The 16,455-nt window shown below is 68.5% G+C and carries 13 protein-coding genes; 4 read left to right on the forward strand and 9 right to left on the reverse strand.

Annotation, left to right across the window (positions count from 1 at the left end):
- The first annotated feature begins 16 nt into the window (after positions 1-16).
- The 4 genes from VFQ05_02195 to VFQ05_02210 all read left to right on the forward strand — a co-directional run bounded on the left by VFQ05_02195 (position 17) and on the right by VFQ05_02210 (position 5,548).
- Entirely contained in the window at positions 17-1,738 is a 1,722-nt protein-coding gene (locus VFQ05_02195; GenBank protein ID HET9325563.1) for an ABC transporter ATP-binding protein, read from the forward strand.
- Positions 1,735-3,594, forward strand: a complete 1,860-nt coding sequence (locus VFQ05_02200) for an ABC transporter ATP-binding protein (protein HET9325564.1) — start codon at positions 1,735-1,737, stop codon at positions 3,592-3,594. Before VFQ05_02195 ends, VFQ05_02200 begins: the two co-directional genes overlap by 4 nt.
- A gap of 162 nt (positions 3,595-3,756) precedes the next feature.
- A complete protein-coding gene (locus tag VFQ05_02205; GenBank protein HET9325565.1) occupies positions 3,757-5,052 on the forward strand; it encodes an MFS transporter in 1,296 nt (431 codons plus the stop codon).
- A gap of 130 nt (positions 5,053-5,182) precedes the next feature.
- Complete coding sequence (locus VFQ05_02210; GenBank protein HET9325566.1) at positions 5,183-5,548, forward strand: hypothetical protein; 366 nt, start codon at positions 5,183-5,185, stop codon at positions 5,546-5,548.
- A 5-nt stretch (positions 5,549-5,553) separates the two neighbouring features.
- On the opposite strand, the gene VFQ05_02215 is transcribed toward VFQ05_02210, so the two are convergent.
- The 9 genes from VFQ05_02215 to VFQ05_02255 form a co-directional block, all read right to left on the reverse strand.
- The gene (locus VFQ05_02215) at positions 5,554-7,293 is read right to left on the reverse strand and encodes an AMP-binding protein (GenBank protein HET9325567.1); all 1,740 of its coding nucleotides are present in this window, start codon (positions 7,291-7,293) and stop codon (positions 5,554-5,556) included.
- Positions 7,294-7,348: 55 nt separating this feature from the next.
- On the reverse strand, positions 7,349-8,041 hold the full coding sequence (locus tag VFQ05_02220; protein ID HET9325568.1) for a class I SAM-dependent methyltransferase: 693 nt from the start codon (positions 8,039-8,041) through the stop codon (positions 7,349-7,351).
- Positions 8,038-9,300: a hypothetical protein gene (locus tag VFQ05_02225; GenBank protein ID HET9325569.1), complete on the reverse strand. Its 1,263-nt coding sequence runs from the start codon at positions 9,298-9,300 to the stop codon at positions 8,038-8,040. The genes VFQ05_02220 and VFQ05_02225 overlap by 4 nt, the downstream gene beginning before the upstream one ends.
- 19 nt (positions 9,301-9,319) lie before the next feature.
- Positions 9,320-9,970 (reverse strand): alpha/beta fold hydrolase, encoded by a 651-nt coding sequence (locus VFQ05_02230; GenBank protein ID HET9325570.1) that lies wholly within the window; start codon positions 9,968-9,970, stop codon positions 9,320-9,322.
- 12 nt (positions 9,971-9,982) lie between these two features.
- On the reverse strand, positions 9,983-10,471 hold the full coding sequence (locus VFQ05_02235; protein HET9325571.1) for a hypothetical protein: 489 nt from the start codon (positions 10,469-10,471) through the stop codon (positions 9,983-9,985).
- An 83-nt stretch (positions 10,472-10,554) separates the two neighbouring features.
- Complete coding sequence (locus tag VFQ05_02240) at positions 10,555-12,636, reverse strand: Nramp family divalent metal transporter (GenBank protein ID HET9325572.1); 2,082 nt, start codon at positions 12,634-12,636, stop codon at positions 10,555-10,557.
- Positions 12,629-13,306 carry a metal-dependent transcriptional regulator gene (locus tag VFQ05_02245; protein ID HET9325573.1) on the reverse strand — a complete coding sequence of 226 codons (678 nt, stop codon included), beginning with the start codon at positions 13,304-13,306 and terminating at the stop codon, positions 12,629-12,631. The genes VFQ05_02240 and VFQ05_02245 overlap by 8 nt, the downstream gene beginning before the upstream one ends.
- Before the next feature lie 9 nt (positions 13,307-13,315).
- Positions 13,316-14,494: a hypothetical protein gene (locus VFQ05_02250; protein HET9325574.1), complete on the reverse strand. Its 1,179-nt coding sequence runs from the start codon at positions 14,492-14,494 to the stop codon at positions 13,316-13,318.
- Entirely contained in the window at positions 14,491-16,347 is a 1,857-nt protein-coding gene (locus VFQ05_02255; protein HET9325575.1) for a di-heme oxidoredictase family protein, read from the reverse strand. The genes VFQ05_02250 and VFQ05_02255 overlap by 4 nt, the downstream gene beginning before the upstream one ends.
- Between the last annotated feature and the right edge of the window lie 108 nt (positions 16,348-16,455).

Raw genomic sequence — 16,455 nt, forward strand, 5'->3', positions numbered from 1 at the left:
CCTGATCACACGGCTGCTGCCCTACCTCGGGCGCTATCGCACGGGTCTCGCGTGGGGCCTGACGTGCGTTCTCCTCACCAACTGGATCTCGCTGGCGCAGCCGCAGGTCCTCCGTTTCGCCGTCGACGATCTCTACCGCGGCGTCACGGCCGCGAAGCTCGGGCGTTACGCGCTCATCCTGTTCGCCATCGCGCTGGTCGGCGGCGGATTCAAGTACCTGATGCGCCACCTGGTGATCGGGATCTCGCGTCACATCGAGTTCGATCTTCGCAACGACCTGTTCGCGCACCTCCTCAGACTCCCGGTGCAGTACTTCCAGCGCCACCGAACCGGCGAGCTGATGTCGCGTGCCACCAACGACCTCGCGGCCGTGCGCATGATGCTGGGCCCCGGCCTCATGTATCTGGTCAACACGGTGGCGGTGGGCAGCGCGGCGGTGTTCCTCATGCTCGCGATCAGCCCGCGGCTCACGCTCTACGCGCTCCTGCCTCTCCCCATCATGTCGCTCTCCGTGTGGTTCTTCGGCGATCGCATCCACCGGGGGTTCGAAGCCGTGCAGGCGCAGTTCGCGCAGATCTCCGCGCGGGTTCAGGAGAACCTCTCCGGAGTGCGCGTGGTCCGCTCGTTCGCGCGCGAGGATCGCGAGCTCGAAGAGTTCGCCTCGCTCAATCAGCAGTATCTCGAGAAGAACTTCGGCCTGATCCGCACCTGGGGCTTCTTCCATCCGTGGCTGGCCTTCCTCTCGGGTCTCGCGGCCTTGCTGGCGCTCTACGTCGGCGGGCGCGAGGTGATCCGAGGGAGGATCACGCTCGGAGAGTTCGTCGCCTTCACGGTCTATCTCGCGATGCTCAACTGGCCGATGTACGCGCTCGGCTGGGTGGTGAACCTGTGGCAGCGTGGCATGGCCTCGCTGCAGCGCCTCGATGACATCCTCCGTATCGAGCCCGCGATCCACAGTGCGCCGGACGCGATTACGCCGGCCCGTTGCATCGGAACGATCGAGTTCCGGCACCTCACCTTCACCTATCCGGGCGCCGACCGGCCGGCGCTGATCGACGTGTCGCTCGAGGTTCCGGCGGGCAGCACGGTCGCGATCGTCGGCCGCACCGGGGCCGGGAAGAGCACGCTGCTGAGCCTCCTGCCGAGACTCTTCGATCCACCACCCGGCACGGTGTTCCTCGACGGCATCGACATCCTCCGTTACGACCTCGACTGGCTGCGCGCGCACCTCGCGATCGTTCCGCAGGAGACCTTCCTGTTCTCGGCGACCCTCGAGGAGAACATCGCCATGGGTGTCGAGAAGGCCAACCTGGAGTCCGTGGTCCAGGCTGCCCGCGTCGCGCGCCTCGACGGCGACGTGCGTGACTTTCCCCAGGGTTACCAGACCATGATCGGGGAGCGGGGCCTCACGCTCTCCGGCGGCCAGCGGCAGCGCTCCGCGATCGCCCGTGCGCTGATGCGAGACGCGCCGGTCGTGCTCCTGGACGACTGCCTCTCGAGCGTCGACGCCCAGACCGAGGAGGGCATCCTCGATGGCCTGCGCGCCGAGACGCGGGACCGCACCACGCTGCTGGTCTCGCATCGGGTGAATGCGCTGAGGCACGCCGACTCGATCGTGGTCCTCGATGAAGGCCGCATCGTCGAGCGCGGCACGCACGACACGCTGCTCGCGCTGAACGGTCGCTACGCGGAGCTCGAGCGCCGGCAGCAGCTCGAGGAAGAGCTGGAAGCGTCGTGAGCGCCCACGAGGAGGACGCGCTCGGCCGGAGCTACGACCGCCGCCTGATGCGCCGGCTGCTCGGCTATCTGGCGCCCTACCGCCGCTACGTCGCGCTGGCCATCGTCATCGCGCTGGCGGGGTCGCTGGTCCATCTCGCGGGTCCCTACCTCACCAAGGAAGCGATCGACTTCGGCATCCGCCACCGCGACCTCGGGCATCTGGACAAGGTCGCTCTGCTCTACGTGCTGGCGCTCGTGCTCGGCCTGGCGCTCGGATACATCGAGACCCAGCTGATGCAGAAGGTGGGGCAGCGCATCATGCTCGACCTCCGCATGGCGCTCTTCCGGCACCTGCAGCGCCTTCCGGTCTCCTACTTCGACCGGCATCCGGTGGGCCGGGTCCTGACGCGCGTGACCAACGACGTCGATGTGCTCAACGAGCTCTTCACGACCGGGCTCGTGTCGTTCATCGGCGACGTCTTCCTGCTGCTCGGCATCTTGGTCGCGATGGTGCAGCTCAATGCCGAGCTGATGGGCGTGGCGTTCTCGGTCTTTCCGTTGATCGTGATCTTGACGCTCTTCCTGCGCAGCCGCGTGCGCAGGAGCTTCAGGGACATTCGCACCCGCTTCGCCCGGCTCAATGCCTTCCTCAACGAGCAGCTGGGCGCCATCGGCACGGTCCAGATCCTCAATCGCGAGCGCCAGAGCCGGAAGGAGTTCAGCGACCGGAACGCCGATCACCGGGACGCCAATCTCAAGGCGGTGAGGTACAACGCGCTGATCTTCCCGGTCCTCGAGCTGATCGGCGCCCTCGCGGTCTCGCTGATCGTCTGGTACGGCGGCCGGCAGGTGATGTGGACCGGCATCACGCTGGGCACGCTGGTCGCGTTCATCCAGTACACGCAGCGGTTCTTCCGCCCGATCTCGGACCTGAGCGAGAAGTACAACCTGCTGCAGCAGGCCATGGCGTCCGCCGAGCGCATCTTCACGCTGCTCGATACGCCGCCCGATCCCAGCATGGCGAACGGGGTTCCGGTCGATCGCCGTCCGCGGGTCGAAAAGCGCCTCCAGGGCGGGCTCCAGCTCGACCACGTCTGGTTCGCCTATCGCGACGAGGACTGGGTGCTCGAGGACGTGTCGCTGGAGGTGGCGCCCGGCGAAAAGGTGGCGCTGGTCGGCGCCACGGGTTCGGGAAAGACCACGATCGCCAGTCTTCTGATGCGCTTCTACGACCCGCAGCGCGGCACGGTGCGCGTGGACGGCCAGGACCTGCGGGCGCTCGACATCCGCGCCGTGCGTTCACGGATGGGGCTGGTGCTGCAGGACACCTTCCTGTTCTCGGGCACCATCGAGAGCAATCTTCGGCTGTCCGACGGGGACATCGCGCGCGAAGCCATCGAGCGCGCGGTGCGGGACGTCAACGCGCGAGGATTCATCGACCAGCTCCCGCGCGGGTTCGATGCGGAGGTGCGCGAGCGCGGAGCGACGCTCTCGGTCGGCCAGAAGCAGCTGCTGGCCTTCGCGCGGACCCTGGCAGCCGATCCCGACGTGCTGCTGCTCGACGAGGCGACGGCCAACGTCGATAGCCAGACGGAAGCGTTGATCCAGCAGGCGCTTCATCGCCTCATGCAAGGCCGCACCTCGCTGGTGATCGCGCACCGGCTCTCCACCATCCAGAACGTCGACCGCATCATCGTCCTGCACCACGGTCGGGTGCGCGAGATGGGAACTCACGCGCAGCTCCTGGAGCAGAAGGGGATCTACTACCGGCTCTATCAGCTCCAGTACTTCGGTGGACGCCCGCGCCGTCCCTCGGCGGGCGTCGAGCCCTGGACGCCGGATCCCGTGGTCGGCTCGCGGCTGGACTTCGCTTAGGCTGAGCTGCCGGACTCGGGGGCCCGGTCAGACGACTCCAGCACGCGGTCGCGTTTCGGACTGTCCTTCACCGCGACCGCGTGCTTGAGTCGTCAGCCCTCGCCATGACCGACCTCGCCGTCGTTCGACCGGCCGACCGCCGTTCGCGTAACTTGCGGCCGCATGAGTCCGATGGCCGCGGTATGGCGCGATTACCGGGACGCGTTCGGATCGTTCTCGCGTCCCGCCCGCCTCTTCCTCGTCCACATCGCGCTGGGATGGGCGGGGTACGGCGTCAACACCGTCCTCTTCAATCTCTACCTGGTCGAAGGCCGCTACCAGGAGAGCTTCATCGGCGGTGTCATCTCCATCAACGCGCTCGGCCTGGCGCTGGCAGCGCTGCCGTCCGGATGGCTCGCCGAGCGCTGGGGCCGGCGTCCCTGTCTCCTGCTCGGCGCCGCGCTCTACGGAGCCGGACATCTGTCCCGGGCGCTGGTGCTCTCTCCGTTTGCCATCTATGCCGGCAGCATGCTGTCCGGCGTCGGGCAATCGCTGGTGGCGATCTCCGCGGCGCCGTTCCTCACCGAGCACTCCACGCCCAAGGAACGCACGCACCTCTTCAGCGCGTTCTTCGCCATCGAGCTGTTGGCCGGCGTGGTGGGCAGCCTGATCGGCGGCTGGCTCCCCAACGCCCTGCTGGAGATGCCGGCGCCGATCTCGCCTTCGCTGCTGGAGGCCTACCGTTGGACGCTGATCGTCGGCGCCGGGCTCGACTTCGCCTCCATGCTTCCACTGCTGCGGCTGCGCGGGCTCCAGGAAGCGCCGCTCGCGCACGAGCGCGCGCGGCTCGATCCCCGGGAGCAGTGGCGCCTCCTGCCCATCGCCGTCAACGCCGCCATGCTCGGGGCCGGAGCGGGTCTCTTCATTCCATTCATGAACCTCTACTTCAAGACACGCTTCGACTGCTCGAGCGCGCAGATCGGCGTCTTCTTCTCGGTGGCCCAGGTGATGACGGCGGCGGCGATGATGATCGGCCCGGCGGTGGCCCGGCGATACGGGAAGCTCCGTACCGCCACCGCCTCGCAGCTCCTCTCCCTCCCCTTCCTGGTCACGCTGGGAATCGAGCGCCGACTGGAGACCGCCGTGGGCGCGTTCTGGATGCGGGCGATCTTCATGCAGGCCTCCACGCCTCTGATCGGGACGTTCGTGATGGAGGCGCTGCCTCCGGCCCTGCGTGCGCGCTCGGCCAGCTTCACCAATCTGGTGTGGAACATGGGATGGGCGGTGAGCGCGACACTCAGCGGCGTGCTGATCGTGCGCTTCGGATACGCCGTGCCGTTCTACGTCACGGCCGTGCTCTACATGGGAGCGGCACTATGGCTGTATCGATCGTTTCGCCATGTCCCGGAGGTCGGCCGCGAGCCCGCGCTGAGCGAGGAAGCGAAGGGACTTCGCGGCGAAGGCCCGCTGACCGAGTGATGTCCGAGTTCCAGACGGCACGAATCCTTGCAGCGAGTCGTGCGGCGGGTTAGCGTGCGTCGGGCGCTCAGCCAGGCAGCGGCGCCTCGTCCATCGGGAGGATGGACGAAGAAGAAAGGACGGATCCTGAGTGCGACTCTTCCTCATCCTCATCCTGGCCGCGGCCATCTGGTACGGGTGGAAGCAGTACCCGAAGATGGTCGAGCGGCGCCCCGCCCACGAAGCCGTGATCGAGAACCAGACAGGCGGGGACATCGAGCGCATCCGGCTCAAGGTCGGAGACCAGACGCTGGTCAAGGAGACGCTCGCCAATGGTGAGCGCGCCGTGCTGCCCTTCCGGGTCAATCAGGACGCGGCGTTCAGCCTCGCCTGGAACACGCGAGCCGGCGAGCTCAACTGGTCGGGAGGCATGGTCCCCGCCGGACCCATGGTGCAGCGCCACGAATTCCTCATCGACCACGAGAACCAGGTGCTCTACCGGGCGGTGAACAAGTAGCCGGCTCAGGCGCTCGCGCGGCTCTTGCGGCCGGCTTCATCCTCTCCCACGCCGTGGCGATGGATCTTTCCGGTCGTGGTCTTGGAGAACTCGTCGCGGCGCACGATCACGCGCTTCGCCCGCTTGTAGGGCGCGAGCGCCTGTCCGCGCACTTCGACTTCCCGGCGCAGGGTGCGCTCGATGAAGGCGTCGTCGAACACCACGCCCTCGAGTCGGGCCTGGGCCTCCAGGCGCGCCAGGTCGGGAAAGACGTGCGCATGCACTTCCTCGCGCTCGCCGCTCGCGTCCCTCCCGCCCACCACCACCACCTCGGTGATGAAGGGTGAGTTCGCGAGCTGCGCCTCGACTTCCTCCGGATAGATCTTCTTGCCGGCGGCGGTCGCGATCATGTTCTTGAGTCTTCCGGAGATCCGCAGCCTTCCATCGGGCAGGAAGTGGCCAAGATCGCCGGTCGAGAACCAGCCGTCCTGCAGCACGGCGGCGGTGAGCTCGGGATCGCGGAAGTAGCCCTTCATCACGTTGGGCCCTTTCACCATGATCTCTCCGTCGCCGTCCTCGTCCGGATCGTTGATGCGCACGGTCACCCCGGGCAACGGCCATCCGACAGCGCCGGGATTGGGCCGGGGAGGCCGGTTGGCCGCCACCACCGGCGAGCACTCGGTGAGACCGTAGCCCTCGAGGATCGGCAGCCCCAGATCCACGAATCCCCAGAACACGTCGCCGGGAAGCGCGGCGGCGCCTGAGACGAGCAGCCGCAAGTGGTCGAGACCCGCGCGCCGCCGCAGCGCGCCGATCAGCGTGTGGCCGATCCTGCGCCCCGTCGCCTTGCGCACCCACCGTGTCACCGCGATCAGCGTCTGCGCCAGAGCGCGCCGCGGTTGCGGCGCCTGGGAGACGCCGCGATGAATGCCGGCCAGCAGCTTCTCGTAGAGCAACGGCACGCCGAGCAGCAACGTCGCCTTCGACGTCGACAGATCTTCGCGAAGCTCGTTCGACTTCAGGCCGCGCGCGTATGCCACGCTGGCGCCGACTCGCAGCGGGCAGAGAAAGCCGCCGGTGCTCTCGAACGTGTGATGGAGTGGCAGCACCGAGAGGAAGCGATCCGCGGGACCGAACTCGAAGGCCTGGACCACCGCCTCCACGTTGTTCAGCAGATTCGCGTGCGTGAGCATCACGCCCTTGGCGCGCCCCGTCGTGCCCGACGTGAAGAGCAGCGCGGCGACATCGTCCGGGCTTCCAAGCTCGGGCAGCGGGCCTGCGTCCGGAAACCGCCGCTGGGCCGCGGACCACGAATCTTCGTCCGTTCCATCGAGATCCACCCGCTCGAGCTGTGCGAGGCGCGCCCGTCGCGCCGTCTCCATCGTGTTCCGCGATCGCTCCGACACGATCGCGTGGGTCGCGCCGGCGGTGGAGAGGATCTCTCCGGTCTCCTCGGACGTGAGCTGCATGTCGAGCGGGACGACCGTCGCGCCGGTCTCGAGCACCGCCAGGTAGGCCAGGCCCCACTCCGGCCGGTTCTCACTCTGGAGACCGACGCGGCTGCCGGGCGTGACTCCAGTCGCCTGGAGCAGCCGCGCGAAGGCGTGAACCGCGTGCGCCGCGTCCCGATACGTCACCGCCTCCCATCCCGCCGGAGCCCAGCGCAGCAGGAAAGGGGCGTCGCCGAACTCCTGGGCAGCCCGATCGATCAGCTGATGGATACGCGCCACGACCGGTGCATGAGCGGTCAGAGGTGGAGGATGCACGAGATCGACGGTAGCACCGGCCTCGAGGCGCTCACAATCCCCGAGAATGCCGGCGCTAACGCTTGCGCGCCACCATCAGGTGCGCGATGACCTCGCGCGGCTCGAACCAGACGCGATCGAGCACGTCGAATCCGAGCTGGAGCACGACGTAGAGCAAGCGGATGGGAATCTCGGTCAGAACACGCAGGGGTCCGTGATTGACGCGGTTGAGCACAGCGATGGCCGAGAGGCCGACGCGCGCCATCAGGCCGCCGATCGGGATCGCGTCCACCACCTCGAATCCCTCCTCCTCGAGCAGCATGGCGGCCGCCGTTTTCGTGAAGCGGAAGTAGTCCGGAGCCCAGGGGTCGTGCGGAAGCATCTGCGTGAAGTCGAGGAGCGCCATCCCGCCGCTTCGCAGCACCCGCCGGCTTTCCGCCAGGAAGGCTCGCGGCTCCGGCAGGTAGTTGAGCAGCGAGAGTGACAGCAGCGTGTCGAACGACTCGTCGCGGAAGGGCAGCGCCTCGGCGCGCGCGAAAGCCTCAGGCTGACGATCGGGAGTGCGGGAGAGATCCCGCGAGCCGGGAAGATCGACGCCGATGTAGGACGCCACTCTCCCAGCCAGGACCGAAGCGAACGGCTTGGAGCCGCAGCCGACGTCCAGCAGCCTTCCGCGCGCGTGCGGACGCGCACGCTCGAGCGCCGCCACGATGCGGTGGCGCACCAGCCAGTTGAACCTCCAGAACGCCCATTTGCCCGCGCCCTTCAATGCTGCCACTCCAGGAGGTACTCGCCGGGATCGAGCGCGGCCACGGCGTGGCCCTCTTCGAGCCGCAGATCGACTCCGGAGGTGGAGCCCTCGCGGACGACCGCGCGCCGTGCCGCGGCTGGCATCGGCACGCGCACCGAAGACCGGCCAGGTCCGTAGCTTCTGACCAGGGCGCCGCGGCTGCCGATCGGGCGTGACGACCATCCCCGCTCCGACAGCGCGCGCACCTCGGCGTCGGTGAGGAACGTCGCGCCGTCGGCCATGAGCCGGGACAGCAGGTCGCGCAAAGCGCCGCGACCCGCTTCGGACCAGGCCGCGTCGAGGTGCGCGTAGTTGACGCGGTGGGTGCTGATGACCGCAGGCTGACCGCGACTCCAGGCGGCGCGGGCCCCCGCATGCGCGCGCACGGCGCCCACCGGCGATCGGACGTCCGTACCACCACGAGGCTCGAAGGCGATGCGAGCCGGCATGTAGAAGCGCGTTCCGCTGGGATCCGGCCAGCGCGTCTGGTGAAACCACCGGCGCGCGCGCGCGAAGCTTCCCGCTTGCTCCCCGAGACCCTGGACGATGCGTATGCCGAGCCTCTCCGCGTCGGCTTCGAGCGACTCGTCCCACCGGTAGTCGGGAGGACAGATCGACGCGGGATCACGCTTGAAGAGCACTCGGAAGTGCTCGACCGCGCGCACCAGGTTCCTCACTCGAACGTCCTTCGGCTCGCTGGGATCGTATTCGCCGCTCGTCTCCACCGCCTGGCACACCAGGACTTCGTTCTGATGCGCGCGCCGCGCGTCGGCGCTTCCGTGTCGCAACGCCTGAAGCCACGCGGTGACCGGCAGGTGATGCAATCCGTGCAGCTCGCCCCACCAGACGCCCGCCTCCTGCGCCTTCTGGACCTCTTGCCACAGTCCCGGCCGGCGCCAGCGCGGCGGGAATTCGGGGAGCATCACCATCGGCAGCTCATCGACCTCGAACCGTGGAGGCGCGAGCCGGGCGTAGTCGGGAGCACCCATGATGGTGTTGGCCTGCCACACGGGCGGAAAGCCATCGCCGCCGCGAAACTCGAGCAAGGTCTGGGCGAGGCGGGCGACATCCGCGGCACTCTCGAGCGTGGACCGCCCGTAGTGACGGCCGGCGGTGGAGCGCCACGCCGGCGTGTCGGCCATCGCGCGGTACGCCTGGTCGTCGGGAACCCATGCGCAGAGTCCCCAGTCGTCGCTCTCGAAGACGACCGCCTTCAGGCGGCCCCAGTCCACCTTCACCCGCGGATTCCGCTGGTCGTCATCGAGCCGTCCCGCGAGCCGCTTCGCCCAGGGCCTGTTCGAGGGCGTGGCCCAGCGCGCGCAGCTGCCGGTCGAAGAAGTGCGACGCGTCGGGAATCCGGATCAGCGTCTTGGGATCGGCCCAGCTCGGGAATTCCCGCTCGAGATCGCCGGGAGGACACGTGGCATCGGCCAGTCCCTGGATCACGAGCTTGGGCACCGGGCAATGACGCAGAACTTCGAAACCCGAGCGTTTGACGGGTGGAGCGACGAGGATCAGGCGCTCGATCGCCGGGTCCGATGCGGCGAGCCGCGCGGCCACCCACGAGCCGAACGAGAACCCGGCCAGCCATGTGCGCGCTCCGGGAAAACGCTCACGCATCCAGCGGACCGCGGCGCGCGCGTCCTCGAGCTCGCCGCGGCCTTCGTCGTAGGCGCCCTCGCTGCTCCCGACGCCGCGGAAATTGAAGCGCAGCACTTCCGCGCCCAGCTCGTGCAGCGTGGACGCGACGCGGTGCACCACCTTGTTGTGCAGCGTGCCGCCGTAACTCGGGTGCGGATGGCAGACCACGGCGGTGAGCGCATGGGGTCTGCCTTCACGTTCCTGGAGCGCGCCTTCGAGCGCTCCCGCCGGACCCGCGATCGTCAGCTGCCTGAGGCGAGTGACCATGCCACGCCCGGGCTAGCGCCGGGCTTTGGAGGCAGGGAACCGCGCGCGCAAATTCTCCGCAAGCTGCGAGTCGAGGGTCGCGAAGTTGAGTCCCCGGCCTTCGCCGAGCGCCAGCAGGCAGCCCGAGTCCACCATCCACTCCTCGAGACCGAGCGGGGTGGTCTCTTCGAAGTCCACCAGATCGGACGAGATGCGGCCCGGGAAGACTTCGAACTCGTCGTTCCACTCGGTGACCAGATAGAGCTCGTCCTGTCCGCCGAACAATCCGAGCGACGAGAAGCGGTCCAGCTCTCCGGGCGTGAGCAGCAGCGCCCCGCGATGGGTCATGTAGCGGATGCCCTCGGCGCGCAGGCGGCGGCGAGTCATCGGCACCTCCCCGGGGCGCTCGTTTCCATCGAGCACCGCCAGGGCCGCGAGCTGGAAATCGGGCAGCAGATCGACGGTGTCGAGCACGTCGGGGATGGAGACCGTGAGCCGGCCACTGGCGATTCGATCCGTCACGAGCGGGGTTCCATAGGGTTCGTCATGGATGGCGCCGGCGCGTAGCGTACCACGGGAGCCGCGCGTCGAGACGCGCCGTCCTTTCACCACGAGCGTCCCGACCCGGAGGACGGCGGCGTGACGGAGGGCGGCGAGCCCCCGGGAGGAACCGTGAGCACCGGACAGCTCACGCGGTGCCGAAGCCCCGAGGAGGTCGCTCCAAAGACCAGGTCCTGCAGCAGACCGTGGCCGTGCGAGCCCGTGATGAGCAGATCGGCCTCGGTTTGCCTGACCAGGCGCGCCAGCTCCGACTTCACGTCGCCGAAGCCGAGGTGAGTCTCGGTGTCGAATCCGTGCGAACGGAAGTCCTGGGCGAGCTTCTCGAGCGCGGCATGGTCGCCTCGGCTCTCGAGGTCCGAGCTCTCGTCGCCCAGATAGCGTCCCGCCGCGCTCTCCACGACGTGGAGCAGGATCAGCTTGAGATTGGGACCGCCAAGATGCGCGCGCACGTGCCGGAGCACGGCCTCGTCGGCCGCTCCCATCTCGAGCGCGACCGCCACGCGCCGGTACGTGTCGCTCACCACGGCCGGCGCCACCGCCGGCGCCATCGGCTCATCGGTCCCGATCCGTCGCGATCCGGCGGCGACCACGGTGGCCGGCTCGAGCGCGGGACGAAGCCATCCTGGCCGGAAGCGGCGCACGAGCGGCTCGGCGATCACGTAGAGCAGGAGCAGAGCCAGCGCCAGGACCACGGGAACCACCACCAACCTGAGCATCCACGCGTTGGGACCCGCGGCTTCGAACCAGCCGGAGACTTCCTGAACGACGAGATTGACGTTGAGGCCCACGATGATGGTCGCGGCGAGGACGGCCAGCACGATGACCCACGGCCGGTTGGCGAACTCGCCCATCTTCTCCTTGTCGCTGGTGAAGGCGATGAGCGGGATGACCGCGAACGAGAGCTGCAGGCTCAGCACCACCTGCGAGAGGACCAGCAAGTCGTCGACCGAGTCGGTGCCTTTGATCACGATGAAGAGCACCGCGGGAATGATCGCGAGCCCGCGGCTGATCAGCCGGCGCAGCCACGGTTGGATGCGGATCCGGAGGAAGCCTTCCATGACGATCTGCCCGGCGAGCGTCCCGGTGATGGTGCTGGACTGCCCGGAGCACAGCAGCGCCACCGCGAAGAGCACCGAGGCCAGCGAGGTCCCGAGCAGCGGCGCCAGCAGGCGATGCGCGTCCTCGAGCCGCGCCACCTCCTGGTGGCCGCTGTGATGAAAGACCGCTGCGGCCAGGATGAGGATCCCGGCGTTGACGAAGAGCGCGCAGTTCAGCGCGACCACCGAGTCCACCAGGTTCATGCGGCAGGCTTCGCGCTTGCCGGCCACCGAGTTCTGCACCGCGCGACTCTGCACGAGCGCGCTGTGGAGGTAGAGGTTGTGAGGCATCACCGTGGCGCCCAGGATGCCCATGGCGATGTAGAGCGACGTCCCGTCGAGGCCGAGCGCGCGGATTCCTCCTCCCGGCGCGCGCTCGAACAGGCTCGGCTGGCCCAGCTCGTTGCGCGGAATGAAGCCCGAGAGAATCGCCGCGATCGAAGGCTTGGAGAGCAGCATCTCGATCGCGAAGCAGACGCCGATCGTGGCCACCAGCGTGATGATGAAAGCTTCCATCCGCCGCATGCCGAGCCGCGAGAGCGCGAGCAGGAGCAACACGTCGAGCGCGGTGATGGTCACGCCCCACAGCAGCGGAAGGCCGAACAGCAGCTTGAGGCCGATCGCCGCCCCGAGCACCTCGGCGAGGTCGCAGGCCACGATCGCGATCTCGCACAGGATCCAGAGCGGGAATGCCATGAACGACGGGTAGTAGTCCCGGCACGCCTGCGCCAGGTCCTTGCCGGTCACCACGCCGAGACGCGCCGAGAGCGTCTGCAGCAGGACCGCCATCAGGTTGCTCATCAGCAGGACCCAGATCAGCTGATAGCCGAACTTGGCGCCGCCCGCGAGGTCGGTCGCCCAGTTTCCGGGGTCCATGTAGCCCACGCTCACCAGGTACGCGGGACCGGCGAACGCGAAGAGCCGCCGGATCCAGGTGCCGGTCGGCACCTGCACCGTGCGATGGACCTCGGACAGAGAGACGTTCTGCCCGGCATCGTCGCTGGTGCGCCGCCGCTTCGGATCACGCATCGCGCTCTCCCTTCACACGGTCGACCATGACGCCGTCGAGACCCTGGCCTCCCATCGCGAAGCGCCTGCGCGCCACCTCGACCTCGAACAGGTCGTCATGCATCCGCACCGCGCGCATGCGCACCGTGGCCCCTGGAACGAGACCGACCTCCTTCCAGCGCGCCATGCGCTGCGGGTCGGCGTCGCGAATCTCCCGCACCCGGGCCGATTCGCCCGCGCCCAGCGAGGCCAGAGGACGCAGCGAGCGGCGGCGCAGGCGTCCGTGGCGATCGGGAATCGGGTGCCCGTGCGGGTCCTCCTGCGGATGCCCGGCCACGCGATCCATGGCGCGCAGCACGCGGTCGCTCACGTGGTGCTCGAGGATCTCCGCATCCTCGTGCACTTCCGACCAGTCGAAGCCCAGCACCTTCACGAGAAACGACTCGAGGATGCGATGCCGTCGCACCAGATCGAGCGCCAGGCGCCGGCCCGCCGCGGTGAGCCGTGCGCCACGGCCCGGCAGCAACGTCACCAGTCCGTCGCCGGCGAGACGACGCAGCATGTTGGTCGTGGACGGCGCCGAGACGCCGAGCCGCGAGGCCACACTCGACGTCGCGACCACCGTCCCTTCTCCCCCGAGCGCGTACAGGGCCTTCACGTAGTCCTGCCGCGCGCGTGTCGACTTTTTCATTCCATCTCCTCAGAAGTACGAAGCGAGGCCGAGCTGCACCTGGCCGACGTTGGAGAGATTGTTGAAGCGGTCTCGCGACTCGCCGCGCATCCAGGCGAGCTTGATCACCGATGACGCCAGAGGCCGGAAGTTGAGTCCCAGCGTGATGCTGCGGAAGGAGTCCCCGGCCAGGTCCCGGTCGAAGTCGACGGCATCGACCCGCGCGGCCGCGGTGAACCACGAATCCGGAAGGCCGGGGATCAGGGCGCGGCCGAATCCGTGACTGGCTTCCGCGTAGAACCCGTACTGCCGGGACGCGAACAACCCGGTGAGACCGTCCGGCACGTCCACCTCGACCAAAGCGCCTTCGGCGGACAGCGCGAATCCGAACGCCTTGGCGTACGCATCGAGAACCCCCGCGGTCAGGTCCTGCCGCTCCTCGACCTCGACCCCTTCGATCCGCCAGCTGTTCCATGCGCCGTGGTAGCCGGAGAGTCCGATCCCGAGCTTCTCCGAGGGACTCCACTCCGTCCTGCCCACGAAGGCGGGCGACGCGTTCGCATCCTCGAAGTTCCTGCGACCGGCGGACAGGCGGGTTCCTTCGGGAGACTCCAATATCACGCCGTCGCGAAAACCCGTGACCGTGTAGAGCTCGTAGGTCTGGCGCGAGCCTCCCGGCATCGTGAAGTCCCCGAACGCGCCGAGGCCAGGCTGCGACAGCACCACGCCGAGCAGCTCGGTGGGCGCGACCGGCCGCCGCGGGAGCTCGTTTCTCGGGCCGTCGTGAGTCAGGTTGTAGCGGCCGAGCGGCAGCAGCAGGAGCCCGCCGCGCAGGTTGACCGCCCGGTGCAGGAGCAGGTCGAGCTGCGCCAGCTCCACGATCACTTCTTCGCCGCCTTCCTCGAACTCGACTTCGCTGAACACCCTCACGCGATCGCTCAGCGACGTGGACGCGAGCAGATTCCAGCGGGTCAGCTCGAAGCCGAGCTCGGTGGTGGCGCCGTCCTCACGCTCCCAGGTTCCGTTCGCCTCGAGATAGCCACCCAGCGCGATCCGCCCGAAGAGTCCGGTGAGGCGCGAGCGATCGTCGGCGCCGCCCGCCACCAGCGGCCGCACGTCCGCGCTGTCGGACTGGGCCATCACGTGAGGTGCCATGACCAGACCCATGACCACCGCCATCATGGTCACTCGGGCGCGGCCGGGGATCATCGCGACTCCACGAAGTCCAGCAGTGCCTTGCGGTCGCTCTCGGGAAGCGCGATGAACCCGTCGCGCGCCGCCTGGGCCTCCCCGCCGTGCAGCCGGATGGCCTGGTCGACGCTGCGCGCCCGGCCATCGTGGAGCAGGAACGCCTCGCCGTTCAGGAACTCGCGCATGACTCGCAAGCCCCACAGCGGCGTGGTGCGCCATTCCCGCCCGTCGGCGCTTCCATCCGGGCGGTAGTCGGCGAGACCATCTCCCATGTCGTGGAGGAGCAGGTCGGAGTAGAGCGCGACGTCACGGTTGGCCAGCGCGCGGATCTTGCTGGGACCGGTGCGCAACACCGGCACGTGGCAGCTTGCGCAGCCGACCGACGCGAACACCGTGCGCCCTCGCTCGCGGGATGCGTTCATCGCACCGGGCGCCGGGGGCGCTAAGAGTCGCAGATAGGTCACCACCGCGATCACGTCCGCCGCCGGCAGCTCCGGATCGCTCACCCGATCGGCCGCAGCGTTGGCGGGTGAGGCGAGCGGGTCGTAGTTCTCGACCGTTCGGAAGTCGGACGTGATGCCGATGTCTTCCGCGTAGGCCGCGACCGTCTGCTCGATCAGGCTCGAGACCTGGGCCTTGCGGCTGAACCGTCCGAGCTGCGGGCCGGTCCCTCCTCCCGGCTCGTGCGCCGGCACGAACTCGGCGGGCTGAACCCAATTGGGCCGGCCCGAGATGCCGTCCCCGTTCGCATCGGCTTCGTCGGCGTGGGCCAGCACATCCGCGACAGGGATCGCCTCGATCAGCCCCACGCCGAAGACCGGCGGCGGAAGCCGGCGCGACCACTCGACGCCGCCCGGAAGCTGCTCGGCGTACGCGCCGGGAATCGCGCGCTCCTGGAGCTGAGGCCCGCCCATGTGGTGCACGGGATCGCCGCCCATGCTGAAGCGCGTGAGCATGTTCTCCGGCCGGCCGCGGCCGTCCCCGCTGTGGCAGGCGGCGCACGAGACGTTGTTGAAGATCGGACCCAGTCCATCGGCGATCGCGAACGGCTTCCCGAACTGCGCGTCCCCGGTGGCGAACGCGGCGAGCTCTTCCTTCGTCAGGCCGTCGAGCGGCCCGTCCATCACGTCGCCGGGGTCCGGAGCCGTGGTCATCAGCGTCCCGCACGCGTTGAGCAGAGCCGCGCCGACCAGGATCCAGGACCAGACGCCGGGAAGCAGCCGATAGCGCACGCGCCTCGAGTAGTCCTCGTAGCCGTCGAGGTGCTGACGGAGGAAGCGGTCTTCATGCGAGGTGCGGCGAAGGAAGAGGATCGCGACCATCGTGGCGGGCACGAGCGCCAGCCACGAGCCGAGCGCCAGGGGACAGGCGGGAGCTCCGAGCACCATGCCCAGATAGCCCGGGTGGCGCACGTGAGCGTAAGGCCCGGCATCCACCACGCGATGGCCGCGGTCACTCTGGATGCGCACCACGGGAACGAAGAAGCGGTTGGCGCGGACCGAGAGGAGCGTCCACAGGAACGAAGCGGCGACCACCGCGAGCGCCGCCCATTGCAGCGGTCGCGGCACGGTGTCGGACCAATGGAACCGGCCCACGTCGAGCAGGGCGATCACGAACGTGGCCAGGAACAGCAGCCGGATCAGCAGGAGCCGCACCGGGTCTTCGCCGCGCTGATCCCGGCGCATGCGCTCCCGGGCCATTTCTTCGTCGACGATGAGGACGGCCATCAGCGTGAGAGCCGAGAGCAAGGCAAAGAAAGCCCACACCATGGGAAGATCGAGGCGGCCCGCGATGGCGAACAAGATGGCGCCCAGAGGAAGGGTGAACAGCAGCCATCGGAGGAAGCGCTTCACGACCATCGACGCGTTCATGAATTCCTCGAGTCCGCGCAGCACCGGGTTAGCCTAGGCTAATTTTCGGCTTTGGCAAGGCTAATCTCGAGCCCGTTTTGGGCCCGGGGCGCAGCGCGTTGCCCGGCC

Source organism: Candidatus Eisenbacteria bacterium (genome assembly GCA_035712145.1).
In the GTDB taxonomy this organism is placed as follows: domain Bacteria; phylum Eisenbacteria; class RBG-16-71-46; order RBG-16-71-46; family RBG-16-71-46; genus DASTBI01.